Source organism: Aphanizomenon sp. UHCC 0183 (assembly GCF_009712065.1).
GTDB classification, from domain to species: Bacteria; Cyanobacteriota; Cyanobacteriia; order Cyanobacteriales; family Nostocaceae; genus Dolichospermum; species Dolichospermum heterosporum.
This window is the reverse complement of the sequence record NZ_VILC01000019.1, coordinates 39,572-62,832: the sequence shown is the minus strand read 5'-3', so window position 1 is coordinate 62,832 and position 23,261 is coordinate 39,572. Positions and strand designations below refer to the sequence as shown.

Annotated in this window: 24 protein-coding genes and 1 pseudogene; 12 read left to right on the top strand and 13 right to left on the bottom strand. The window is 37.0% G+C overall.

The window, feature by feature from the left end:
* Window positions 1-223: 223 nt before the first annotated feature.
* The gene (locus tag FJR37_RS09270) at window positions 224-1,435 is read left to right on the top strand and encodes an HhoA/HhoB/HtrA family serine endopeptidase (protein ID WP_027402897.1); all 1,212 of its coding nucleotides are present in this window, start codon (window positions 224-226) and stop codon (window positions 1,433-1,435) included.
* Between the two features lie 769 nt (window positions 1,436-2,204).
* Here the strand turns inward: FJR37_RS09270 and FJR37_RS09265 are convergent.
* Window positions 2,205-3,467 carry a mechanosensitive ion channel family protein gene (locus tag FJR37_RS09265; protein WP_371416111.1) on the bottom strand — a complete coding sequence of 421 codons (1,263 nt, stop codon included), beginning with the start codon at window positions 3,465-3,467 and terminating at the stop codon, window positions 2,205-2,207.
* A gap of 198 nt (window positions 3,468-3,665) precedes the next feature.
* Here FJR37_RS09265 and FJR37_RS09260 point away from each other — a divergent pair, with 198 nt between their 5' ends.
* Both FJR37_RS09260 and ahcY read left to right on the top strand, forming a co-directional pair.
* Window positions 3,666-4,475 (top strand): hypothetical protein, encoded by an 810-nt coding sequence (locus FJR37_RS09260; protein ID WP_053541013.1) that lies wholly within the window; start codon window positions 3,666-3,668, stop codon window positions 4,473-4,475.
* 618 nt (window positions 4,476-5,093) lie between these two features.
* Entirely contained in the window at window positions 5,094-6,371 is a 1,278-nt protein-coding gene (gene ahcY / locus FJR37_RS09250) for an adenosylhomocysteinase (protein ID WP_168465857.1), read from the top strand.
* Window positions 6,372-6,831: 460 nt separating this feature from the next.
* Here the strand turns inward: ahcY and FJR37_RS09245 are convergent, their stop codons facing one another.
* Window positions 6,832-8,520 (bottom strand): RNA-directed DNA polymerase, encoded by a 1,689-nt coding sequence (locus FJR37_RS09245; RefSeq protein WP_168465856.1) that lies wholly within the window; start codon window positions 8,518-8,520, stop codon window positions 6,832-6,834.
* Window positions 8,521-9,022: 502 nt separating this feature from the next.
* Here FJR37_RS09245 and FJR37_RS09240 point away from each other — a divergent pair.
* From FJR37_RS09240 to FJR37_RS09215, 6 genes are all read left to right on the top strand, one after another.
* On the top strand, window positions 9,023-9,280 hold the full coding sequence (locus FJR37_RS09240; protein WP_168465855.1) for a type II toxin-antitoxin system HicA family toxin: 258 nt from the start codon (window positions 9,023-9,025) through the stop codon (window positions 9,278-9,280).
* Entirely contained in the window at window positions 9,277-9,498 is a 222-nt protein-coding gene (locus FJR37_RS09235; protein ID WP_168465854.1) for a type II toxin-antitoxin system HicB family antitoxin, read from the top strand. The genes FJR37_RS09240 and FJR37_RS09235 overlap by 4 nt, the downstream gene beginning before the upstream one ends.
* A gap of 71 nt (window positions 9,499-9,569) precedes the next feature.
* The gene (locus FJR37_RS09230) at window positions 9,570-9,989 is read left to right on the top strand and encodes a XisH family protein (protein ID WP_168465853.1); all 420 of its coding nucleotides are present in this window, start codon (window positions 9,570-9,572) and stop codon (window positions 9,987-9,989) included.
* Window positions 9,977-10,309: a XisI protein gene (locus tag FJR37_RS09225; protein WP_168465852.1), complete on the top strand. Its 333-nt coding sequence runs from the start codon at window positions 9,977-9,979 to the stop codon at window positions 10,307-10,309. Before FJR37_RS09230 ends, FJR37_RS09225 begins: the two co-directional genes overlap by 13 nt.
* Before the next feature lie 54 nt (window positions 10,310-10,363).
* Window positions 10,364-10,585 carry a hypothetical protein gene (locus FJR37_RS09220; protein ID WP_039202666.1) on the top strand — a complete coding sequence of 74 codons (222 nt, stop codon included), beginning with the start codon at window positions 10,364-10,366 and terminating at the stop codon, window positions 10,583-10,585.
* 167 nt (window positions 10,586-10,752) lie between these two features.
* On the top strand, window positions 10,753-11,082 hold the full coding sequence (locus FJR37_RS09215) for a XisI protein (protein ID WP_168465866.1): 330 nt from the start codon (window positions 10,753-10,755) through the stop codon (window positions 11,080-11,082).
* A 29-nt stretch (window positions 11,083-11,111) separates the two neighbouring features.
* On the opposite strand, the gene FJR37_RS09210 is transcribed toward FJR37_RS09215, so the two are convergent.
* The 8 genes and pseudogenes from FJR37_RS09210 to FJR37_RS09175 form a co-directional block, all read right to left on the bottom strand.
* Entirely contained in the window at window positions 11,112-11,525 is a 414-nt protein-coding gene (locus FJR37_RS09210; protein ID WP_168465851.1) for a putative toxin-antitoxin system toxin component, PIN family, read from the bottom strand.
* Window positions 11,522-11,761, bottom strand: coding sequence for a hypothetical protein (locus FJR37_RS09205; RefSeq protein WP_168465850.1), 240 nt, complete (start codon window positions 11,759-11,761; stop codon window positions 11,522-11,524). Before FJR37_RS09205 ends, FJR37_RS09210 begins: the two co-directional genes overlap by 4 nt.
* Before the next feature lie 276 nt (window positions 11,762-12,037).
* Window positions 12,038-12,187 (bottom strand): annotated as a pseudogene (locus tag FJR37_RS09200) (type II toxin-antitoxin system ParD family antitoxin); the annotation flags it as partial.
* A 35-nt stretch (window positions 12,188-12,222) separates the two neighbouring features.
* Complete coding sequence (locus tag FJR37_RS09195; protein WP_039202667.1) at window positions 12,223-12,585, bottom strand: aspartyl protease; 363 nt, start codon at window positions 12,583-12,585, stop codon at window positions 12,223-12,225.
* Window positions 12,582-12,899, bottom strand: coding sequence for a hypothetical protein (locus tag FJR37_RS09190; RefSeq protein ID WP_027402913.1), 318 nt, complete (start codon window positions 12,897-12,899; stop codon window positions 12,582-12,584). The genes FJR37_RS09195 and FJR37_RS09190 overlap by 4 nt, the downstream gene beginning before the upstream one ends.
* A gap of 80 nt (window positions 12,900-12,979) precedes the next feature.
* Window positions 12,980-13,444 (bottom strand): hypothetical protein, encoded by a 465-nt coding sequence (locus FJR37_RS09185; protein ID WP_254434546.1) that lies wholly within the window; start codon window positions 13,442-13,444, stop codon window positions 12,980-12,982.
* Window positions 13,445-13,610: 166 nt separating this feature from the next.
* Window positions 13,611-13,805 (bottom strand): hypothetical protein, encoded by a 195-nt coding sequence (locus FJR37_RS09180; RefSeq protein WP_228043854.1) that lies wholly within the window; start codon window positions 13,803-13,805, stop codon window positions 13,611-13,613.
* A 712-nt stretch (window positions 13,806-14,517) separates the two neighbouring features.
* Complete coding sequence (locus FJR37_RS09175) at window positions 14,518-15,507, bottom strand: N-acetylmuramoyl-L-alanine amidase (RefSeq protein WP_168465849.1); 990 nt, start codon at window positions 15,505-15,507, stop codon at window positions 14,518-14,520.
* 163 nt (window positions 15,508-15,670) lie between these two features.
* Between FJR37_RS09175 and bchH the strand changes: the two genes are divergently transcribed.
* A complete protein-coding gene (gene bchH / locus FJR37_RS09170) occupies window positions 15,671-19,375 on the top strand; it encodes a magnesium chelatase subunit H (protein ID WP_168465848.1) in 3,705 nt (1,234 codons plus the stop codon).
* A gap of 59 nt (window positions 19,376-19,434) precedes the next feature.
* Here the strand turns inward: bchH and FJR37_RS09165 are convergent, their stop codons facing one another.
* On the bottom strand, window positions 19,435-19,845 hold the full coding sequence (locus FJR37_RS09165) for a type II toxin-antitoxin system death-on-curing family toxin (RefSeq protein WP_254434545.1): 411 nt from the start codon (window positions 19,843-19,845) through the stop codon (window positions 19,435-19,437).
* On the bottom strand, window positions 19,823-20,446 hold the full coding sequence (locus tag FJR37_RS09160; protein ID WP_168465847.1) for a hypothetical protein: 624 nt from the start codon (window positions 20,444-20,446) through the stop codon (window positions 19,823-19,825). The genes FJR37_RS09165 and FJR37_RS09160 overlap by 23 nt, the downstream gene beginning before the upstream one ends.
* A 649-nt stretch (window positions 20,447-21,095) precedes the next feature.
* Here FJR37_RS09160 and FJR37_RS09155 point away from each other — a divergent pair.
* Window positions 21,096-21,446 carry a hypothetical protein gene (locus FJR37_RS09155; protein WP_168465864.1) on the top strand — a complete coding sequence of 117 codons (351 nt, stop codon included), beginning with the start codon at window positions 21,096-21,098 and terminating at the stop codon, window positions 21,444-21,446.
* Window positions 21,447-21,449: 3 nt separating this feature from the next.
* On the opposite strand, the gene FJR37_RS09150 is transcribed toward FJR37_RS09155, so the two are convergent.
* Window positions 21,450-22,436 (bottom strand): cyanophycin synthetase, encoded by a 987-nt coding sequence (locus FJR37_RS09150; protein WP_039202676.1) that lies wholly within the window; start codon window positions 22,434-22,436, stop codon window positions 21,450-21,452.
* Between the two features lie 486 nt (window positions 22,437-22,922).
* Between FJR37_RS09150 and FJR37_RS09145 the strand changes: the two genes are divergently transcribed.
* Complete coding sequence (locus tag FJR37_RS09145) at window positions 22,923-23,180, top strand: hypothetical protein (RefSeq protein ID WP_027402924.1); 258 nt, start codon at window positions 22,923-22,925, stop codon at window positions 23,178-23,180.
* Window positions 23,181-23,261: the final 81 nt, after the last annotated feature.

The following is a 23,261-nucleotide window of genomic DNA, read 5'->3' as shown; positions in this document are numbered from 1 at the left end:
TAATTACTTAATCAATATTTTAGCCTAGAGAGATAGGAATTTTGTATGTTGTTTAACTGCTGCTACTGAATTAGTGACAGATGGGAAATATTCATGTTTGAGCCAAGATTTGGCAAAATCCCCGAAACTTAAATGTGAGTGAAAATGTCAATAAACTAGAATGAGATGTAGATAGATTTATCAAGAAACAGCAAAAACTAGGCTTGTAGATTAGGTTGTGATTATGCGATTTTTTCAAATGCCCCGGTCTATTAGACAACTCAGTACCCATGTGTTAGCGATTTTTATGGGAGTGGTGTTGACTGTCACTTCCCTACGGGTGTTACCTTCAGCAGCAGAACCGGGACCAAATCCTGTCACTGAGTCATTCACACAAGTTGCTCAAAAACCATCTTCTGCTACTGCTGTCATTGGTAGTCATAGTTTTGTGACAGCAGCGGTGAATCGTGTGGGTGCGGCGGTAGTGAGAATTGATACTGAACGAACGATTACTCGCCGCAATGATCCGATGATGGAAGATCCATTTTTTCGGCGGTTTTTTGGTGATAGCTTTCCCCAACAATCACCGACGGAACAATTACGGGGTTTAGGTTCTGGTTTTATTCTTGACAAAAGCGGCGTAATTCTCACTAATGCTCACGTAGTTGATAAGGCTGATAAGGTTACAGTCCGTCTAAAAGATGGTCGCACTTTTGAGGGTAAGGTGAAAGGTATTGATGAAGTTACAGATTTGGCTGTAGTTAAGATTAATGCTGGTAAAGATTTACCTGTTGCCCCTTTGGGTGCTTCTAATAATGTTCAGGTGGGAGATTGGGCGATCGCGGTGGGTAATCCGTTAGGATTTGATAATACTGTTACCTTGGGGATTGTCAGCACCCTAAAACGTTCGAGCGCTCAAGTAGGAATCAGTGACAAACGGTTAGATTTCATCCAGACTGACGCAGCTATTAACCCCGGTAACTCTGGTGGACCATTATTAAATGGTTTAGGCGAAGTGATTGGAATTAATACCGCAATTCGCGCCGACGCGATGGGGATTGGGTTTGCAATTCCTATTGATAAGGCTAAGGCGATCGCTGTACAATTGCAACGAGATGGCAAAGTTGCTCACCCCTATTTAGGTGTGCAAATGGTGACATTAACACCGGAATTAGCAAAACAAAATAACAATGATCCTAATTCCATGTTTGCAATTCCTGAAGTTAAAGGAGTTTTAGTCATGCGAGTTGTCCCTAATTCTCCGGCTGCAACTGCGGGTATCCGTCGCGGTGATGTGATTGTACAGATTGATAGTAAAGAAATTACTAGTGCTGAACAGTTACAAGGTGTAGTGGAAGACAGTACCCTTGGTCAAGCGTTGCAGATAAAAGTGCAAAGAGGGAATCAGACACAGATGCTTTCCGTCCGCACCGCTGAGTTGAAAGACCTTTCTTAGTTAGTTTTGAGTATGGGGGTATGCTTCATTCAATGGTGTCAACTTATACTCAATACGGCTTAATTATTTGATTCTGCGGGTAGGGGTAAAGCAAGAGCTTCATTGGTGTCAACTTAACATAAAACATTTATCCCCCAAAGAACTCAAGTCATCTCATTCCCAGTCTCTGACTGGGAATGAATTCTAGAAGGCTCTGCCTTCAATGATATTAGAGGCAGAGCCTCATTAACTGCATTCCTAGTCAGAGACTAGTAGTCTGTCAACCCGAAAATGACGGGTGAAGGCAAGCAGGGGGAGAAGAGAGGCAGGGGGGGTAGGGGAGGGAAGAACAGAAGTTTTTTCCGATCATTACCCGTCAAAATAAATTTGACGAACTACTAGGAACGAGATGATGATAGCGTAGCGTGGCCTTAGGAACGCAAATTTAATAACCTGCAATTCTGATGTAACCTGGAATGGTGCGTTACGCTGTCGCTAACACACCCTACTTTTGCACCTTATTTAATTCACATTCCTTAGAGGATGTTTGAAAAGTGGTATTCCGTAATTTTCATCACATTGCTACCCCCCTTAGTCCCCCCTTGTAAAGGGGGGAAACAATAAAAATCCAGTTCCCTCCCCTTTACAAGGGGAGGGTTAGGGAGGGGTAAAAAATATTTGATACATCAACCATAACTTTTCAAACACCCTCTTAGCTATATTCCCAGTCTCATAGCAAAAGTTGTCTTTTGATGACTGAATAACTAGAAAATTTTTGAACTTGTTTAAGCTAAAATTCAGTAACCCAATTGGCTTGTTGGGGTACGGGAATATAAATTCCGGCTGCGTCTAAGGAGATTTTGAGACGACGACGGTATTCTCTGGCTACAGTCCATTGCTTGAGGGGCTGAGTTTTGATTAAGACGCGAATCATGATACCGCGATCGCTAAAATGTTCAACTCCTAAAACATTCGGCTTTTCCAGAATTTGATGTTGCCATTCGGGATCTTGACTCATCTCCAAACCCACATTTTCAATTAATTGTAAAGCTTTGTCTACATCAGCTTGATAAGAAATCGGAATACTTAAATCAGCCCGTGACCAGCGGCTGGAGAGATTAGCTACAATCTTGACTTCACTATTGGGAATGGTAATTAAACGCCCTTCTGAATCTCGAACTTGAGTCATTCGTAGATTCAACTTTTCCACCAAACCGCCCACACTGCCGACGGTAATCATATCACCCAGGGCATATTGATCTTCAAAAATAATTAGAAAGCCGTTAATTGCGTCTTTGATTAAGTTTTGGGAAGCGAGAGATATAGCCACACCGACCAAACCGGCACCAGCCAGAAGAGGAACAATATTTATTCCCAAGGCAATTAAGGACATTAAAATTCCCGCACCTACCCAAATAATGGTGGTGATACTTTTAGTGACACCGGAAAATGTGGATATTCTCAATTGTAGACGTTCGGAAGTTTCTGGAGTTAGTAATGCTCCACCACTAATGATGGTAGAGGTAAAATGATCGATGATAGCATAAGTAAACCGGACTATGACATACGTTCCCACACCAACAATAATTAATTTGATGGGAATTTTGGCAATGGTGAGAATCCCAATTTGTAAGGCTTGGGTAGCAGGAAATAGTCCTAAAATAATTAAATTGCCACTGACCCAAATTCCAGCTTGTGCAAGTTGAAATAGTCTGGTTTTAACTTCTTGAAGATGTTGCTGTTGTTGATTAATTAATTTGGTAATGGGTTGATCATCTAAGGAATTAGACTCAAATGATTTTAGTAAATTATTACTTAAACGTTTTTGGAAACGACGGACTCCCCAACTCATAATCATCATAGTGATGGTACTAGCAGTAGCAATACCAACTTGTTGGAAAAATTGAGTTTGCGTTTCTGGTTGTGGTTGGGTTAATGCTGTTTTGATAAATGCAGTTTTGTGTAAATTCTCTGGAGTTTGGTTTGTAGCTTTAGGTATAGGTGCAATAGATATGATCATTGAACCCGTAATAGCTAAAAATTGAACTAGCACTCAAATACCTCCTTGGGTAATTCGCAAGGTTGCTATAGTCTTATCAGAGAAGGATGAAAAAGCCAAAAGTTAGATCAGGTCTTAATCTTACTTATATTGAAGATAAAGGTAGTATCTACTAGCTAATAGGTATTTATGATAAAATATGGCTAATTAAATGTATAATATCTTAGAAATAATATTTTTGAAAAATTTCCTATGTCTCGACCATCTTTTGTAATTTTTGCCCAAAATTACCTTTCTGCACTACTTAGTAATTATGGTAATGTTTTCCTGAATGAACTTATTCCCCGCAACCCTAAATTAAGAGTCTATAAACATCCTTCTCGATTTGGTTGGGAACGTACATATATAGAAACACTCTTTACTAATAACCCTAATATATTAGTTAGTCCCGAAGTGGTGGCGGAAGCAAAAATAGTAGATGTATTGTTTGAACCTGATATTAATAAATCTAGGATATCCTTGGGATTATTGGGAGAACTTACTTCAACTCCCTGTATTATTCAACCTCTACGCTGGACACCAAACACGCAGGAAGTAAGAAACTGTATAAATCATTTTTTAACGTGGACAAGTGAAACTAATGGCGGGATTATTCCTGTAAATGAAACTTTAAAAGATATAGATCGGGAAAAATCGGAAGAGGATGATAATAAAACTCAATTGATCATCGTTCCCTCTATTTTTCCTGACCATTTTCAAGGATTTGGAATTAAATCATCTGCTGTGAATATTCCAGGTGTTTATAATTTACCTGCAATTTTTTCTACTACTATCGTTGTTACAAATGAACTACCTATAGATATTTCCACTCTCTGGTTGAGGATTTTAGGACGGGGAAAGACTCAAAGACAGGCGATAATAGAACTTTTTCACTCAGGTATTGATGATCCGCTTTATACTTTAGCTCGGCAACAGTTACAACAATGGTATCAATTTTTATTACAAGGTGATATTGGTAAAGAATCTCATCTGTTGATACAAACTTTGGCTTCATTAACTTAGAGGGTGTTTGAAAAGTTATGGTTGATGTATCAAATATTTTTTACCCCACCCTAACCCTCCCCTTGTAAAGGGGAGGGAACTGGATTTTTATTGTTTCCCCCCTTTACAAGGGGGACTAAGGGGGGTAGCAATGTGATGAAAATTACGGAATAACACTTTTCAAACATCCTCTTAGAAAATACTCTCACCCCTGCACACTAGCAATTATCTGGACGATATCCTGGGGAGTTGCACCAGTAGCTAACATTGCACGTATTAATAACTCAATGGAAACAGAATCATCGCCATTTTCAGCATTAGCAATCCTGGGTTGACTATCTTATGACTTACACAAAATATCTCTGAAACCCTCTTTTCTTCGTTCCTTCGTGGTTCGTTCTCTCATGATTTGTACTTAATTTCTGAACTTATCCATGTAATAAAACTAGAGGTTTATCAGTTTGTTCCATATTTTTACTATATCAAATCTGATATATTTAGGCATATAATTGGCAAAATTACTTTTGCTGATAAATCGGGAATCAGTATTTACGAGAAAATGTGGCTAGTTGTCAGAAAATATTGTTAAAGTACGTAAAGGTTTATAGACCTGTTTCATTTTTTAGAGGACAATTTTTCATGATTGCAACAACTCCCATATTAAAGCACGAGGTTAAAGACCTCGCCCTCGCTCCCTTGGGAAGACAACGGATTGAATGGGCTGGAAGAGAAATGCCCGTATTGAAGCAAATCCGCGATCGCTTTGCCAAAGAAAAGCCCTTCGCTGGTTTACGCCTGGCAGCTTGCGCCCACGTCACCACAGAAACTGCACATTTAGCGATCGCTCTCAAAGCCGGTGGTGCTGATGCAGTTTTAATTGCTAGTAACCCCTTATCAACTCAAGATGACGTAGCTGCAAGTCTTGTAGCTGATCATGGCATTGCCGTATTTGCTCAAAAAGGCGAAGATGCCGCTACATATAACCGCCACGTGCAAATTGCCTTAGATCATCGCCCCAACATCATTGTTGATGACGGTAGCGACGTGGTAGCAGAATTAGTTCAACATCGTCAAAACCAAATCGCTGATTTGATTGGTAGCACCGAAGAAACCACTACAGGTATCGTGCGGTTACGCGCCATGTTTAAAGAAGGCGTTCTCACATTCCCCGCGATGAACGTCAACGACGCAGACACCAAGCACTTCTTTGATAATCGCTATGGTACTGGTCAATCTACCTTAGACGGAATTATCCGCGCTACAAATATTTTGTTAGCTGGTAAAACTGTTGTAGTTGTCGGTTATGGCTGGTGTGGTAAGGGTACAGCCCTCCGCGCCCGTGGTATGGGTGCAAACGTCATCGTTACCGAAATTGACCACATCAAGGCAATTGAAGCCGTTATGGATGGTTTCCGCGTGCTACCAATGGCAGAAGCAGCACCTCACGGTGATATCTTCATTACTGTGACAGGTAACAAGCACGTCGTTCGCGGTGAACACTTCGATATCATGAAAGACGGTGCGATCGTTTGTAACTCTGGTCACTTCGATTTAGAACTTGATTTGAAATACTTAGCCGCTAATGCTAAGGAAATCAAGGATGTCCGTCCTTTCACTGAAGAGTATAAGTTGACAAATGGTAAATCCGTTGTTGTTCTCGGACAAGGACGTTTGATTAATTTGGCTGCTGCTGAAGGACACCCCAGCGCAGTTATGGATATGAGTTTTGCTAACCAAGCTTTGGCTGTTGAATACCTGGTGAAGAATAAGGGTAGTTTAGCTGCTGGTTTGCACTCTATTCCTAGAGATGTGGATGAAGAAATTGCTCGTTTGAAGTTGCAAGCTATGGGTATTTTCATTGATAGTTTGACAGCAGCGCAAATTGACTATACCAATTCTTGGCAGTCTGGAACGTAAGTCATTGATTAGTTGATTTTTTGGGGATAGGCTTTTGGGCTTATCCCTTTTTTTAACGAACCGCAGAGACGCAGAGAGCGCAGAGGGAGGATAGAATGAGAATTGGTTTGTTTAAATTACAAATATTTTTTGTCTGAATCAGGATTTCCAGGATTAGAGGATTTACAGGATTTTGTATGAATATTTATCTGGGAATATTTCGGATTTTAAAGATTAATTTTCTCTTCATCCTGTACATCCTTAAATCATGGAAATCCTGATTCAGATAGTAGGGTGTGTAGGCGTTACGTAACGCACCAAGATTGATTAAATTTAATCTCATGAATTAATGTCTGTTACGTCGCGCTCTTAATGCACCCTATGAACTGATATTTGAAGCTATTAAAAAGGAGATTGTTTTATGGAAGGAATGAATTATCCTGAATTGGTAAAAGGATAGTTATACAGGAATATGAATTATTTAGTATGACATCCAACTATTGCTACTTGTATCATCATCTGCTTCATCATTATCTATATATTCTAATAAATCTTGAACTTGATTGTCATTTTTGTAGAAAGTTATATTGTTATTTTTTAATGTAGAAAAGAATTGATTATTGTTAATATATTCAGTTTGGCTAACATTAGAAAAAAATCCTTTTATACTAGCTTCATAACATAAAAGCCAATTTTTAGAATATAAATTATTGTTATAGTCGTCGGGTGTGACTATACTTTTCCATTTCTCAAATTCAAATATACCTCTAATAAGAGTATTATGATTTTGATATAAATCTAAAGCGACAAGTGCAACAACAGAATCCTCTAATTCACAAATTGCCTTAAACGTGTTTTCTTCAATTGGTATATTCAGCGTCTTACTTAGCCACAATGCCCATGAGACTTCATGACTATGATTCAAAATACTATGACGTAAAATTAGCGAATTAATAGTTAAAGATATTCTTTCTTTGTTTAAGTTATATTCTAATTTAGAATATGCCCATAGTATTTCCGTAGCGATAACTAAGGCGTTAGGTGCGAATAAAATTGATTGCAGTATAAACGCTTCATAAATTTCCCAGTTCTCGGATTTTATTTTAGTTTTACTAATTCTACGAAGACCATATTTAATTACAAAATCATCTGTAAATATTTTGGAATATTCAAATAATTTACTAAAATAAGTTATAAGATCATTGCGCTGTTCTGTTTTGTTTTGATTATCAATAGGATGTCTTCTCATTTCTGAAACCCAAATCGGCTCAATAGATTCAGGAAGTTCAACAATAAATGTTTTCTCTGAGTTAGTTTCTAATTCAAAATCGTGAAATATTTTATGTAGTTGAGAGAGTGCCAGTTCTGCCTCTGAAAGAGAGTTAAAATATAAATAATAATCATCCATATAACGAAATCCAGATAAAGTAGAACCTAATAGTTCGTTAAGTTTTTTATCCATAGCAGAACCAATAATTTCAGCTATAACTAATGATGAATCAGTTCCGATAGGAATACCTTTAGTTTGTTGCTCTTGCGTATTACGAACACAACGATCAATTTTATTGCCTATTGCACATTCTCCATCTTCCCTATTTTTATTTTTTTTTGAGATATATTTCCCATGAATCGCCCACGGAATACTATGAGTATAAATGGTAGAATAAAATCTTGAAATATCAGTATGAAGACAATAAGAATAACCTGATGAACGAATAACGCGCCAATCTAACAAATCTTTATAATTGGCAGATACAGCCCGTTTAATACTTAAATCAGGAATAGGAGAAGATTCCATACCTGGATAAGGTTCAGTTTCTGATAAGGATTGATTACTTCTGTCATAGCAAAAAAGTAATGGTTTATATAAAGGAGAAGTTTCTATCTTTTCTCTCAGAGTTGCCCAATTATCAGATAATGTATTACATAAGATAATTTGATGCAGAGGATTAGGAATTGCTAAATTCCGACGAGAATATTTACTTTTTGGAAATGAATAATAAGAACACTGACTAAAATGTTTTGGTAAGGTGGCTTGAACAATATCGTTCACTTGATCAAGATTATTTGCAAGTCCTTCTGTTGTGAATGCTGGGACTAACTCTTTAGGAAAAAAACCACTTCTAATAAAATCTTCGGTCTGAATAAGGGGAGAATGAGTTTCTGTCATTGTACTTGGGTATTGGGTAAAATATCTGTTTTAAGTCTTCAATACAATTTAGCATAAAGTATTACAATGTCAATAATAAGACTCAGCTTACCCTGTCCAATATAATTCGCGTCTACACAGACAAAACCCGCCTTCGCGGGTTCAAAAATCTTGCTTTTAGTCCACGCAGGTGGACTTCGTTTGTATAGCCGCGATTTCTAATCGCCAGGGCTTTTTGCAAATTCCCAAATTAATACACCACCGTGTATTGTAGCATTGTAGGGTACACTGGTATAAAATACGTAACGCATCATTATTAAGAATTTGGTGCGTTACGCGATCGCTAACACACCCTACGTATCTTTTCAAGTTGTGTAGGTTGGGTTGAGGAACGAAACCCAACATCTTTATAATTTTATCGTGTTGGGTTGCGCTTTGCTTAACCCAACCTACGAATTATTACTGGGTAAAGAATAATGAAAGTAGGATAGAAGTTAATATAAAACAATGATAAAATAAAGTAATGTCGAAAAAGCGTAAATTACTGGAGAAAGTTCTTTCAGGATCTAAAAATCTTCAATTCGATGATTTAGTTACTTTAGTTGAAGCCTTTGGTTTTTCCCTGTCACGTATTAACGGTAGTCATCACATTTTTACACATCCAACTATCCCTGAACTTATTAACTTACAAAATCGCAATGGTAAAGCTATTCCTTATCAGGTTCGTCAATTTTTGATTTTGATTGAAGAATATGCACTCACTTTGGAGAATGAGCAATGAAGCAGTATCACATTAATATTTTCTACAGTCAAGAAGATGAAGGTTATATTGCTGATATTCCTGATTTAAAATATTGTTCAGGATTCGGTTTAACTGAAGAAGAAGCACTGCAAGAAGTTCTCAAAGCCAAAACTGCTTGGTTAGAAGCTGCGGAAATAGCAGGTAAACCAATTCCAGAAGCAAGATATAAACCTGTAATTTATCAGATAGCTTCATAACTTCATAGTTTGTAAATTAACAACTTAACAAATTAGGTATAATCTAAGATAAAATATCACTTTAACTTCTTATGTCAGCAAAAGACTTTTTTCACAATGCAGTTAGGTTAGCTTTAGAAAAAGATAATTGGCTAATTACTCATGATCCTTTATCTTTTGAACTTACTGAAAAAGTTAAAGTGAGAATAGACTTAGGTGCAGAAAAGTTAATTACTGCGGAGAAAGATAATCAAAAAATAGCCGTAGAGGTAAAAAGTTTTATAGGACTTTCAGCCATTTCTGAATTTCATACAGCTATTGGTCAGTTTTTGAATTATAAGGTAGTATTAACACAGAAAGATCCTCACAGGATATTATATCTAGCTATATCTCAAGATATATATGAAGGATTTTTTCTAGATTCTTTTATTCAAACTGTTTTACAGACTTATGACATTAAGTTATTAGTGTTTGATGTAAAAAGAGAGGAAATCTTACTATGGAAAAGTTAGATTATCGAGAAATAGTTAAAAAGTTCATCCAAAAATATGCACAAGAAGAATGTGTAGAAGATTCAGAAAATATCGAACTTGTTTTTGATACAGAAAGGGATGTTTATTTATTATTGGTTACAGGATGGAAGGATGAAAAGAGAATTTACTGGTTTCCCATTCATATTAGTATTAAAGATGGTAAAATTTGGATTGAAAGAGATTTTACAGAAGAAGGAATCCCTCATCAATTAGTCGAGTTAGGTGTGCCGAAATCAGATATTGTTTTAGGTTTTAGATCACCTTATGTCAGACAGTTTACAGGTTTTGCATCGGTTTAGATTTCTGAATCAAGATTTACAGAATTTTCAGCTATTGATACTTAATAAACTACCATGACACAAAAAACCTATTCTCTAACTTTCGAGCAAATTCTTAATCTTGTTTTACAACTTCCCGCACAAGAACAAGAAGAAATTATTCAACAAATAAAGATCAACTCACCCAAAAATCAAGAAGAAGATTTACTTACTGTTTTTGATAGAATCGGTAGAAATGCTCAATCTAAAGGACTTACAGAAGAAATTTTAGAAGAATTATTAGCTGATGAATCATAAATTAATTGTCATTGATATTCCTACAGAATCATCTCATGTTAACCATAACCATTGATGAAATTCAAAAAAACTTTACCAGCTATCTTCACCAAGTAGCAGCAGGAGAAAGTATTATTATCATTGAAGCAGGTAAAGCGATCGCAGAAATAAAACCAGTTCCCAATGTTATGGAAAAATTAGATTACCCTGAATTAGTACAACAAGTGTTAGGAACACATACAGACGGTCATTGCTCTGAAGGAACAGAAATCGAGGTAATCTTTGATATTCAAAGAAATCGCTATCTAGTAGTTCATATAGGTTGGGAAGGTGAAAATAGAACCTATGGTACAATGATTCATGTAGATATTAAAGATGGAAAAATTTGGATTCAGCGCGATTTTACAGAAGAAGGAATTCCTAATCAATTAGTAGAGTTAGGAGTACCGAAAACAGATATTGTGTTAGGTTTTAGAGCGCCTCATATTAGGCAGTTTACTGGTTTTGCAGAGGGTTAAATTTTTTATGTATCTTTCTAATCGCCTGATTATCCCCTAAAATTACAAACCAACCGCTTAAACATAGACACAGAAACAATAGTAGTATTCACTAAATTCTGTGCTTCATTAAAATCAGCATCTCCAGTAATTAAAAAATCCGCCTCTGCTGCGATAGCACAAGCTAAAAACTTTTCATCCTTTCTATCTCTAGCAAAATCTATAGTTACCTGAACATCAACTAATGTAGTCACCAAATCTATAATATCTAACCATTCTTTTCTGACTTCATCTGTCAACTTAAACTTCTTCCGACTTAACACATCCTGATACTCTGCTAAAATCTCCTCAGAAACAACCCAATCACAATTAGGACTATCCACAACAAATTGAATAACATCCCTTGGTTCTCTCCCCTTGAGAACAGCAGAAACTAAAACATTAGTATCAATAATAACTTTCATTCCCCACGCTGATAAGCTTCAATTTCTGCGGCTATATCCTCCTCTGTAACCTCTTCCACACCAGGAATAGCCTGAGTTTTATCAAATAAATTCCGCAACTTATTACTAATTGTAACCTGCGGGTTATCTTCAGCTAAAACAATAATCTCCACACGCTGTCCAACTTGAAAAGGTAAATCAGATAAAACTACCTGCTTCGGGTCTTCAATGGTGATATAAGTCTTGTAAGCATTCATGATTTATTCCTATTTATCCTGTATATATTTTATAACACTTCTCTTCCTTTGCACCTTTGCGTGAAATAAAAATATTCATAACTTCTTGATATACTAGAAACATTCCTAAACAATCATCTCATGTTAACCATAACCATTGATGAAATCCAGAAAAACTTCACTAGCTATCTTCACCAAGTAGCAGCAGGAGAAAGTATAATTATCATGGAATCAGGTAAAGCGATGGCAGAAATAAAACCAGTTCCCAATATTATGGAAAAATTAGATTACCCTGAATGTTTCTTCCACCCAATTTTGATAACCCTTATCCCACTCCAAAAGCAACTTCAAAGCCTTACTAATTACATCTTCAGGATTTGTATATCTACCCGTTGCAATTTGCGCTTCGATAATTTGCTCTAATTCCGGTTTAATTTGGATATTCATGATTTCACCTTTGCGCCTTTGCGCGAAATAAAAAATTATCCTAAATTCAAAATACCTTCTGGAAAATCCACAACCAAACGCAAAAACTTCAACCATTCAGAACCTAATAAAACTTCTGTAATATTATCCCCCACATGAACAGGAATTTCATATTCCTTACCATCCAATATTACCTTACCTAAATAGATATTAAACCTTAATTCACCTTGTGCTGTTTGCATAGGTTCATTACCAAGAAAAACCCAATCCAGTCCATCCAAATCTTGAGTATTAATTGCCATAAACTTGGTAAATCCTGTATCTAACATCGCATCCACAGGTAGATTTAATCCATCAGCCGTAATCAAATCAAGCTCAAAAAATAGCTGCCCCTCACTACCAAAATTTCCCTGAATCATATTCTCCCAGTCGTTCCTGTTTCATTTAAGCAAAACACATAATTCTTAGCCTTTGGATATTTTTCATGGACTTTTTTATGAGCTTGGATATTATCTTGATCAAGAAAGTATTCTCCACTATCTGGTTCTATGGCAATATACCAACCATAGTGACTTTCCATATATTCAGGACGGACACGATCAAAAATTGCCCGACAACGTTGATAAAATATTTCATCTTCTGCTTCTCGTCTAGCTAATTCTTCTGGTGATATAATCAATTCAGGAAAAATTCTTCCTCTTCTTACCACTTTTTTTGATGTTATGTGAGTCATATCATTAATTTTAACTCTATTTATTATCTTAACTTAAATTGTGCTTAATTGCAACTTTTATCATTATTTGAACATAAATTTTAACATGATTTTTCCTCTTTATTTTCATCATTAAAAGCTGCTGCTAACTCAGGACTACTAATAGCTATAGAACTTTCTTTCCATTCATAAATAATAGCATCAATCAAATCCCAAGCCTGATTAGAAGTATCAGTTAAGCGAAAAGCCTCACTCACTTCTTTAATAAACTCTTGCAATTCATCAGCATCAAAAACCCGCAACCAACCATAAGGATGTTCATAACCAATTTCTTGACCCAACAATAACCGAAACGCCAACGATAATACCTCAAAAACCGCCTTACTTTGTGTTACACCTTTCACTAAATAAGCCACATCCTCACGACGCAACAGCGCAAAAGATTGGTCATTTCTAGTAATAGTAATTGGGTGTTCATAAGCCTTATCTAAAACCTTTCCAGGTTGACGATTTAACTCAGTAGCTGTCACTAACTCATCTGAGTAAGCATTGCTAAAAATTGCCATTGACATGATACCTGCGTTTTCCAGAAACGCTGACTTAATATGAAGATAATATTACGTACTATTATACGTAACCCTTATCATTTGTCAATAGGTAAGATTACAAAAACCTTTGTTTGGGGTTTCATTTTTTCTTTGCGCGAAATAAAAACCCCAAAAATCCCCATCATTAATCATTAGGAGGATGCCAACTTAAACCAATCCAAATAGCCCTAGCTTGGACAACATCTTCATTATTTAATCGTAAAGCTAAAACCGTACCTCTGCCAATAGCAGTTATCCCAATAATATGAGTACCACCATTTGCCCATTGAAAATGATCTAAGAGACTTCCAAATAAAAAAATGTCCCAAAACTGATGCAAAAATTCTCTCTCTGTGTACTCTGTGCCTCTGTGGTTCGTTTCTTGGGATAATTTATTTCTTGGAAGTCTCTAAGGAACGCAAATTTAATAACCTGCAATTCTGATGTAACCTGGAATGGTGCGTTACGCTGTCGCTAACACACCCTACTTTTGCACCTTATTTAATTCACATTCCTTAGTTTCATCATTAAAAGCTGCTGCTAACTCAGGACTAATAATAGCCATAGAACTTTTATACTACACACGGGTGAGATTTAAACTTTTGCCAAATGACAAAGAACCGAGATGTGTAGGGGTAAAGCAAAAACTCATAGGTGTCAACTTAAGCTCAAATCCCTACCACATCTCGTTCCTAGTCTCTGACTAGGAATGCAGTTGATGAGGCTCTGCCTCTAATATCATTGAAGGCAGTACAGCAATTCAGGCTATACCAGCCTTCTTAAAGGGGGCTCTGCCTCTAATATCATTGAAGGCAGAGCCTTCTAGAATTCATTCCCAGTCTCTGACTGGGAATGAGACGAGTTGAGTTCTTCGGAAAAAACTTCTGTTCTTCCCTCCCACCCCCCCTGCCTCTCTTCTCCCCCTGCTTGCCTTCACCCGTCATTTTCGGGTTGACAGACTACTAGTATAGGGAGTATAACCGTTTAAAACCCCCTATTTACCAGCAATATCCTTTATGAAGTCTGGATAGATATTAGGTAAAAAATTGCTCCTAACCTATCAATTTCTGCCAAGTCATTGCCCCAATAATACCATCAGCCGTTAAACCATTTTGCTGTTGAAATTTCTTGAGCGCTGCTTCCGTTTGCGAACCATAAATACCATCGGGATTAGCACCTATACGATATTGTAAATATCTGATAATCACACCACTAGCATGAGTTCCTTGAATAACTCGTTTAGCTAATATCTGATTGATAGCATCCCAGGTAGTATTACTAGCAATTCCTGTTGGTAAAACTCCCACAATTTTCTGAAATTTTTCCGTTGCCGAAGATGTAGCCGCCCCCATGCCATTATCTTCTACTAGGGTCCGATTATTTTTATCAGTAATTTTCAGCCGATTTAAAGCCTGTTGTAGTCTGAGAATGCTCTTATCTTTATTCTGCTCTTCATCTATAACAGGATTTGCAGGAGCATTAGGCACAGTATTTGCAGGAGCATTAGAAGCAGGATTTACAGAAATATTTGCTACTTTACCTGTTAACCCGGCAACTATGGCATTAGCCATTGCTTCACCATCATATATTTGCATATCTTTGGCAGAATCAATGAAGCAACCTTCTATGAGAATTCCTGGCATATTTGTTCTTTTGAGAACATACAGGTGTGAACCACTTTTAACACCACGATTAAAAAAGCCCAATTTGACAATTTCATCTAATACTTTTTGGGCAACTTTTTTGCCAGCATCGCTAATAGCAAATACTTCTGTCCCATTAGCTTGTCCATTAAAAGCATTAAAATGAATAGATACGAAAAAATCTACTCGGTTATTATTGGCTTTTTCGCACCGGCTACCTAATGATTGATTTACTGTACTGGCACTATTTGGTTTGCATGAGATTACTGTATGTCCTAAACTTTTTAACTTAGCGATAACCTTGTTACCCACTTCCATTGTTAACTTATCTTCCGATTTAATACCAGCTGCACCACTATCGGGAGGGCAGTTGTGACCAATATCAATGCCGAATTTCATTTTTATCTCCTTAATTGACTTTGTTGCTATGCCAAGAGTCTGCTACTGGTTAATTTAGTTCCAAAAAGCATAGACATTATTTTAATCTCTAGGTAGAGATTCCCCCATTAATCCCCAAAAATGTTTAAGATCAATGTAAAGAAATATTTCGTAGCAAAAGCGCATGAAACGCATTGTCTTGATTGCTGGGTTTGAATCGTTTAACGTGGACTTGTACCGAAAAGCGGCTGATTTGGCTAGTTCCCGGTGTCCAGAGTTGGATATTCGAGTATTTAGCGATCGCAATATTACCACCAATAGCCCAGAAGTAGAAGCAGCCCTCAAAAACGCAGATGTGTTCTTTGGCAGTTTACTCTTCGATTATGACCAAGTTGTGTGGTTGCGAGAGCGCGTCGCCAATATTCCTATCCGTCTCATTTTCGAGTCAGCACTGGAATTAATTAGTTTAACCAAAATAGGAGCATTCGCTATCGGTGACAAACCCGCAGGAATGCCCAAACCCATTAAATTCATCCTTGACAAATTCAGCAACGGTAAAGAAGAAGACAAACTCGCCGGTTATATCAGTTTCTTGAAAATTGGACCAAAGTTATTAAAATTTATCCCCGTCCAAAAAGTTCAAGACCTTCGTAATTGGTTAATTATCTATGGTTACTGGAACGCCGGCGGTTCAGAAAACGTCGCTGCCCTATTTTGGACAATTGCGGAAAAATACTTAGATTTAAAAGTTGGAGATATACCCCCACCTATCGAAACCCCTGACATGGGTTTATTACATCCCGAATATCAAGGGTTTTTTAGATCACCGCGTGAATATTTACAATGGTATCGGAAAAGAGACCAGGACGTAGGGGCGCAGGGCCTGCGCCCAATCATTGGTATTTTACTTTACCGAAAGCACGTTATCACCAAATTGCCCTATATTCCCCAACTGATCCGCTATTTTGAAAAAGTCGGTTTAACTCCCTTACCCATCTTTATCAACGGCGTAGAAGGTCACGTAGCCGTCAGAGATTGGATGACCAGCGACTACGAAACCCAACAACGTCAAAGAGGTAACATTGAAACTCCTTCCCTTACCGCAGAAGCAGTAAAAATTGATGCCATAGTTTCTACCATTGGATTTCCCCTAGTTGGTGGTCCGGCTGGTTCAATGGAAGCAGGAAGACAGGTGGAAGTTGCTAAACGCATTCTCACAGCCAAAAATGTCCCTTATATCGTCGCTGCACCGTTATTAATTCAAGATATTTACTCTTGGACGCGCCAAGGTGTAGGCGGATTGCAAAGTGTTGTACTGTATGCTTTGCCAGAATTAGATGGTGCGATTGATACAATTCCCCTCGGTGGTTTAGTCGGTGAACAAATTTATTTAGTTCCTGAACGAATGCAGCGATTAACTAATAGAGTCAAAAGTTGGGTTTCTCTCCGCCAAAAACCTATTTCCCAACGAAAAATAGCCATTATTTTATATGGTTTTCCCCCTGGCTATGGTGCAGTGGGAACTGCTGCATTATTAAACGTTCCTCGCAGTTTAATTAAATTACTAAATGCACTCAAAGCACAGGGTTATACAGTTGGTGATATTCCTGAAGATGGTGAAGTATTAATCCAACAAATTAAAGAAGCAGATGAAATTAATCCTATCGCCAGCCGAGAGGAAGGCATATCCCCCCCCGTTTACGGGGGGGCTAGGGGGGGTTCTACCGTTAATGCCAGAACCTTAGAAAAATGGTTAGGTTATCTTTTCACAACTCGCATTGAAAAACAATGGAAATACCTCACCGGTAGCGGCATTAAAACCTATGGTGATGAGTTCAATATTGGTGGTGTGCAATTAGGAAATGTGTGGATAGGTGTCCAGCCACCTTTGGGAATTCAAGGTGATCCCATGCGGTTAATGTTTGAAAGAGATTTAACCCCCCATCCCCAATATGCAGCCTATTATAAATGGTTACAAAATGAATTTGAAGCTGATGCAGTTGTTCATTTTGGAATGCACGGAACGGTAGAATGGTTGCCCGGTTCACCATTAGGAAATACTGGCTATTCTTGGTCGGATATTCTCTTGGGAAATATGCCCAATCTATATATCTATGCCGCAAATAATCCTTCTGAATCAATATTAGCTAAACGTCGCGGTTATGGAGTATTAATTTCTCACAATGTCCCTCCCTATGGACGCGCCGGTTTATACAAAGAGTTGGTGAATTTACGCGATTTAATCGCCGAATATCGGGAAGATCCAGAAAAGAATTATCTGTTAAAGGAAGGGATTTGTAAAAAAATTGTTGATACCGGTTTGGAGGTAGATTGTCCTTTTGATGATGCTAAAAGGTTGGGTATTCCCTTTACACCGGAAAATGTGAGGATGTTTAGTAATCATGCTTTTGATCATTATTTGGTCAAGTTGTATGAGTATCTCCAAGTTCTCGAAAATCGTCTTTTTTCTTCTGGTTTACATACTTTAGGTGAAGCACCAAATCAGGAGGAGTTAACTGGTTATTTGGATGCTTATTTTGGCAACGAACCACAGAGGCACAGAGAACACAGAGAGAAGGAGGAAGAGGAAATTACAAGATTATTAAATCAATCTACTGATGAGTTAACGAATCTTTTAAGAGGTTTAAATGGTGAATTTATTCCTCCTGCACCTGGTGGAGATTTATTGCGTGATGGTGCTGGTGTTTTACCGACGGGTAGGAATATTCATGCTTTAGATCCTTATCGGATGCCTTCTCCTGCTGCTTTTGAACGAGGTAAGGAAATTGCTAAGAAAATTATTTCTCAGTCTTTAGATGAAAATAAGAAATATCCAGAAACAGTGGCAGTTTTATTATGGGGTTTGGATGCTATTAAAACTAAGGGTGAATCTTTGGGGATTCTCTTGGAATTGGTAGGCGCTGAACCTGTCAAGGAAGGAACAGGACGCATAGTTAGATATGATTTAAAACCTCTCGCTGAAGTTGGACATCCGCGTATTGATGTGTTAGCAAATCTATCGGGTATTTTCCGAGATAGTTTTGTGAATATCATTGAATTATTGGATGATTTATTTCAACGGGCTGCGGAAATTGATGAACCGGAGGAAATGAATTTTATTAGAAAACACGCTTTGATTTTGAAAGCTAAAGGTGTGGAAAATTCTTCCGCAAGATTGTTTTCTAATCCCTCTGGTGATTTTGGTTCTTTGGTTAATGATAGAGTAGTTGATGGTAATTGGGAATCTGGGGAAGATTTGGGAAATACTTGGGAAAGTCGCAATGTCTTTAGTTATGGTAGAAATGATAAAGGACAAGCTAGACCAGAAGTATTACAGACCTTATTAAAAACTAGCGATCGCATTATTCAAGAAATAGATTCGGTAGAATATGGATTAACCGATATTCAGGAATATTATGCCAACACAGGCGGTTTGAAAAAAGCCGCAGAAAAACAAAGCGGCAAAAAAGTACAAGCCAGTTTTGTCGAAAGTTTTTCTAAAGACACCACACCCCGCAATTTAGATGATTTATTGCGAATGGAATACAGAACCAAGTTATTAAATCCTAAATGGGCTGACGCAATGGCTAATCAAGGTTCTGGGGGTGCTTTTGAAATTTCCCAACGCATGACGGCGTTAATAGGTTGGGGTGGAACTGCTGATTTCCAAGATGATTGGGTATATGATCAAGCAGCCCAAACCTATGCTTTAGATCCAGAAATGGCAGAAAAATTACGCAAAGCCAATCCTGAAGCCTTTAAAAATATCCTGGGAAGAATGTTAGAAGCATCAGGACGCGGATTATGGCAAGCTGACGGAGATAAGTTAGAAAAATTGCGTCAGTTGTATGAATTGAGTGATGAACAATTGGAAGGGGTGACAGTTTAATAGCTTTAATTGTAGGGTGCGTTAGCGACAGCGTAACGCACCACATCTCAAATCATATTTTAAAATAATTCTATAATACAATCTCTCAATATCTCAATTAACTGTTCTTTACTAACTTTATTATCAGCAACCTGCATTGTTAATTGATATGCTTCTTCTGGTGTCATGTTCAGTTCATAATCATTCAAGTTCAAGAATGTCACTATAACATCAAAAGCGGTGCGTTTATTTCCATCTATAAAAGCATGATTATTAGTAATGTGAAATAAATATGCTGCTGCTTGTTCAACAATAGTAGGATGTAAAAACTCTCCTCCAAAACTTGCTTGAGGTTGGTAAATCGCAGAATCTAATAAACCTTCATCGCGGATACCGTATGAGCCACCATATAGGTTAATTTGCTTATTATGTATACTTAGTACATCTTCTTTTGCAATAAATTTAGGACTATGCAAGTTTTCTATACACATAATCCCATTTTTTCGTAGATGCTAAAGAAGTTAATATAGCTTCCGATTCTTTAGGTGTGATATCATCTTCCAATTCTAGTGATTTAAGAAAATCTTCAGTAAATACTTTAAATTGTACACTAGCTTTAATGATTGATTGTATTACGTGTTTTCTTGTTTCTGTAAGAATGTATATTTCATGCTGCGAATAGGTTACAGAAGAAGCTTCCTTCTTAATTTTCTGATATACCACTAGAGTAGACACAATTATGTCCATAAAAATCTCTTTACTATGTTTGATAAAACTAAACTCGCAGCATTGTTCTAAAATTTCTTTAAGCAGAAAATTGTATCTAACAAAAAGTATAACTGATGATTGATCCAATTCTACTTTTTCCTTTAATGCCTTAACAAACTTAATAATTTTATTAAGTTTGTACTGTAGATTTTTCACTTCCTCTATAAGTTTATTGAGAGATATTAGTCCGCTATTTTCCAACTCAATTATTTCTGCAAATATTTCATCTTGCGGGTTAGCATTATTCAGGCACTTTTCCAGGAATTCTATCTTTTCCTGAAAGTTGGTAATAGTCTCTTCTGGGAGTATAAAGCTGTATACCATTTTTTACGTACCTGTCTGGTGATATTATAGCGGTATGCACTTGAGCGAGATCCAGTCAGCAAATTGTAAAGCCTGTAGGGGCGCAGGGTCTGCGCCCTAGATTGTATTGCATCAAGGGCGATAACCGCCATATACGCTTTCTTAAAAATATTTTAACTGAAAAAACCATAATAATCCAGTCCGCCAGTTACTAATATAGCCTTAGCCAAAAATCGTTAAATCGCACTTTATTATCACTTAATCGTAGGCTGGGTTAAACGAAGTGCAACCCAATACATTTACAATATAACTTTTCTTAGTCTGATAAAGTACAAGTTTATCCGCGTTTATTTGCGTCCATCTTCTTCCATTTGCGGTTAATTATTTCCTATTGTACCTCCCTTGAATAGAAATTACAATAACACAAAATAAAAAAGCTATCTACAATCTTGAAATTATTCTCCAAATAATAGATAATACAATGTAACAACCAAATAAACCCTAGCACTCGCAAGGGTTGAGTGCTAATTTCTAGCTTAATATTGAAACCGATGTAGTAGGCAAAAATTCTCCTTTTTCTAGATAGAGTTAGCGGACTTTTCCGCAAGAGTTTTTTGCCCAAAATTCAAGTTTCTCGGCAATTGATGAATTCATTAGGAGGACTAGAATGATTAAATACAGCTTCAATCTGGTAGGTGTATCTCCTGTTTTGCATTTTTTCAATCATCAACAACAGAGTTTAGTAAAACCGCAGCACCAAGGCATAGAATATCTAGGAACTCACACTTGTACCTTAGATGCCTTCCTCGCATCTATAGAACCAGTCCCCGTTAAATGGGGTTGGAACTTAGATCAAGTAGTAGATACAGTAATTGAGTTTTGGATGAATAATGCTGAAAGTATTAACTATTGGAAATCCCGCTTAAACGATGCCGGACATGATAGTTTACTCGTGGCTAGAGTCGCAGATATGAACTCTTTGTCAGAGGAACTTGAATCACTACTCGGCAAAAATTTGTAACCTTTAACTCTCATTCTCTATCACCTGAAGAATTTTCAAATATAACTCTTCCACTCTCTTTGCTGCTAATTTACCACTAGCAGCATAGTGATTTAACCCAGGAGAACCATTGACTTCAATCAGCGTATAATCTACCATCGGCATAGTAATATTATCGGTAAGTATGTCCACCCCAGCTAACCTGAGTCCAATATCTTTAGTCATATTAATTGCTAACTTCTGAAAATCAGGATGAATAGTTTCCGAAAAATCCACCGCTTCACCTCCACTTGATAAATTAGCACTATCCAAAAGATAAACAGTATGATCATGAGGAATCACACTATCCCAATCAAAATTTTGTGTTTTTAATTTTTGGGAAATGCGAAAATCATCAAATTTAATCACATTTTTTCTACCCGTACTAATAATTTTTTCCTGTTTTTGTTGTAGCAACTCCAAAACATTAGATATACCATCACCAACAACACATAAAGGAATTCTTTGATAAGCCGTAATCACCTCATCATCTAACACTACAATTCTATAGTCATTACCACTATAAAACTTTTCAACAATCAACCCTGATTTAATTTGGAATATCTTATTAGCAACATCATAATATTCCTCCTGATTATGCACCTTAGTCACCAATATACCTTGACTCAGATTCAGGGGTTTAACAATCACAGGAAATCCCATTGATTGTGCATAATTAAATCCATCATCAATATTTCGAGGATGAGCTATTTTAGCACACATCTGATCACTAAAAAATGTCTTTCCCTCTGTCACCCGATATCCAAAGTGCTTCAGGAAAAAATTACTATAGGCTTTATCTTTAGCTAATTCGGCTGAGGCGAAACCATTAATATTCAATTTGGCATGACTAAAAACTGACTTTTTCCCATTTTTAAAAGTAATATGCCCCACAAATTCATATTCTGGTTCAACTAAAACCACAGCCCCTATTTGCAATGCTACTTTTTGGATGATTGATGTAATTGACATTTTTTATTTTCTCGGATTCTTTCAAAATTACCCTGAAAAAGTATGACAATATTCGTAAATATTTCCCAAGCCGAAACCTCAAATCATTCCTGAATTATGCCATATAAGTAATTGGACAAAAATATTTACAGTCATTGCCAGCGAAGGGAAGCAATCACAACCCTGGCGATTGCTTCATTTCACTTCATTCCATATGGCTAACGCCACGCAACGCTTACGCAATAACATTGTGTAATTAATTTTGTCTCACTACTTATTACACAATGATTTTGGTTTTTATGTGTATCTAAACACTAAGCTACTCAGTAAATACCATTGGCATTAAATAAAACTAAACATTCTTAAAAGATAAGTTGTTGCATCACGTATTGACAATTTTGAAAATGTGTAATAACAAGGTGGCATCATCAATAAAAAACGCTAGTACATCTTTAGCTAAGAGACATACTAACGCCCTTCACTCAAATTCATACGCATAAAATAATCATGCCACAAAATACGGATTACAAAAATATCACCTCAGAAAATCAAGCCATGCCTACAGCAAGAGAAGATAACGCCTACAAAAAAAGGCTGAATGGTTGGGCTGTAGCCCGTGTTGTCACAGAACAAGAAAAAGTAATTGTTTCCCGGTTTCGCAGTCGTTCTGATGCCGAAGGCTATATTCAGCACATCCGTCAGATGATTCCTAACACTGTTTTTGAGCTTTTCTTTGATTGCCAACGGGAAGAAGTTGTCATTTAACTATTTTGCGTAATTCCCCACCCTCAATGTACTCATAGGGTGGGGATGTAAGCAAGTCAAAAACGAAACGTTCAAAAAATG

What these genes read in the sequence shown, in the direction of transcription:
- FJR37_RS09185 (WP_254434546.1), bottom strand. Translation starts at nt 13,444, where the DNA reads ATGGCAATTTTTAGCAATGCTTACTCAGATGAGTTAGTGACAGCTACT.
- FJR37_RS09225 (WP_168465852.1), top strand. Translation starts at nt 9,977, where the DNA reads ATGGAAAAGTTAGATTATCGAGAAATAGTTAAAAAGTTCATCCAAAAA.
- FJR37_RS09270 (WP_027402897.1), top strand. Translation starts at nt 224, where the DNA reads ATGCGATTTTTTCAAATGCCCCGGTCTATTAGACAACTCAGTACCCAT.
- FJR37_RS09260 (WP_053541013.1), top strand. Translation starts at nt 3,666, where the DNA reads ATGTCTCGACCATCTTTTGTAATTTTTGCCCAAAATTACCTTTCTGCA.
- FJR37_RS09220 (WP_039202666.1), top strand. Translation starts at nt 10,364, where the DNA reads ATGACACAAAAAACCTATTCTCTAACTTTCGAGCAAATTCTTAATCTT.
- ahcY (WP_168465857.1), top strand. Translation starts at nt 5,094, where the DNA reads ATGATTGCAACAACTCCCATATTAAAGCACGAGGTTAAAGACCTCGCC.
- FJR37_RS09165 (WP_254434545.1), bottom strand. Translation starts at nt 19,845, where the DNA reads ATGTGTATAGAAAACTTGCATAGTCCTAAATTTATTGCAAAAGAAGAT.
- bchH (WP_168465848.1), top strand. Translation starts at nt 15,671, where the DNA reads ATGAAACGCATTGTCTTGATTGCTGGGTTTGAATCGTTTAACGTGGAC.
- FJR37_RS09195 (WP_039202667.1), bottom strand. Translation starts at nt 12,585, where the DNA reads ATGATTCAGGGAAATTTTGGTAGTGAGGGGCAGCTATTTTTTGAGCTT.
- FJR37_RS09145 (WP_027402924.1), top strand. Translation starts at nt 22,923, where the DNA reads ATGCCACAAAATACGGATTACAAAAATATCACCTCAGAAAATCAAGCC.
- FJR37_RS09175 (WP_168465849.1), bottom strand. Translation starts at nt 15,507, where the DNA reads ATGAAATTCGGCATTGATATTGGTCACAACTGCCCTCCCGATAGTGGT.
- FJR37_RS09215 (WP_168465866.1), top strand. Translation starts at nt 10,753, where the DNA reads ATGGAAAAATTAGATTACCCTGAATTAGTACAACAAGTGTTAGGAACA.
- FJR37_RS09160 (WP_168465847.1), bottom strand. Translation starts at nt 20,446, where the DNA reads ATGGTATACAGCTTTATACTCCCAGAAGAGACTATTACCAACTTTCAG.
- FJR37_RS09150 (WP_039202676.1), bottom strand. Translation starts at nt 22,436, where the DNA reads ATGTCAATTACATCAATCATCCAAAAAGTAGCATTGCAAATAGGGGCT.
- FJR37_RS09190 (WP_027402913.1), bottom strand. Translation starts at nt 12,899, where the DNA reads ATGACTCACATAACATCAAAAAAAGTGGTAAGAAGAGGAAGAATTTTT.
- FJR37_RS09245 (WP_168465856.1), bottom strand. Translation starts at nt 8,520, where the DNA reads ATGACAGAAACTCATTCTCCCCTTATTCAGACCGAAGATTTTATTAGA.
- FJR37_RS09235 (WP_168465854.1), top strand. Translation starts at nt 9,277, where the DNA reads ATGAAGCAGTATCACATTAATATTTTCTACAGTCAAGAAGATGAAGGT.
- FJR37_RS09240 (WP_168465855.1), top strand. Translation starts at nt 9,023, where the DNA reads ATGTCGAAAAAGCGTAAATTACTGGAGAAAGTTCTTTCAGGATCTAAA.
- FJR37_RS09230 (WP_168465853.1), top strand. Translation starts at nt 9,570, where the DNA reads ATGTCAGCAAAAGACTTTTTTCACAATGCAGTTAGGTTAGCTTTAGAA.
- FJR37_RS09210 (WP_168465851.1), bottom strand. Translation starts at nt 11,525, where the DNA reads ATGAAAGTTATTATTGATACTAATGTTTTAGTTTCTGCTGTTCTCAAG.
- FJR37_RS09205 (WP_168465850.1), bottom strand. Translation starts at nt 11,761, where the DNA reads ATGAATGCTTACAAGACTTATATCACCATTGAAGACCCGAAGCAGGTA.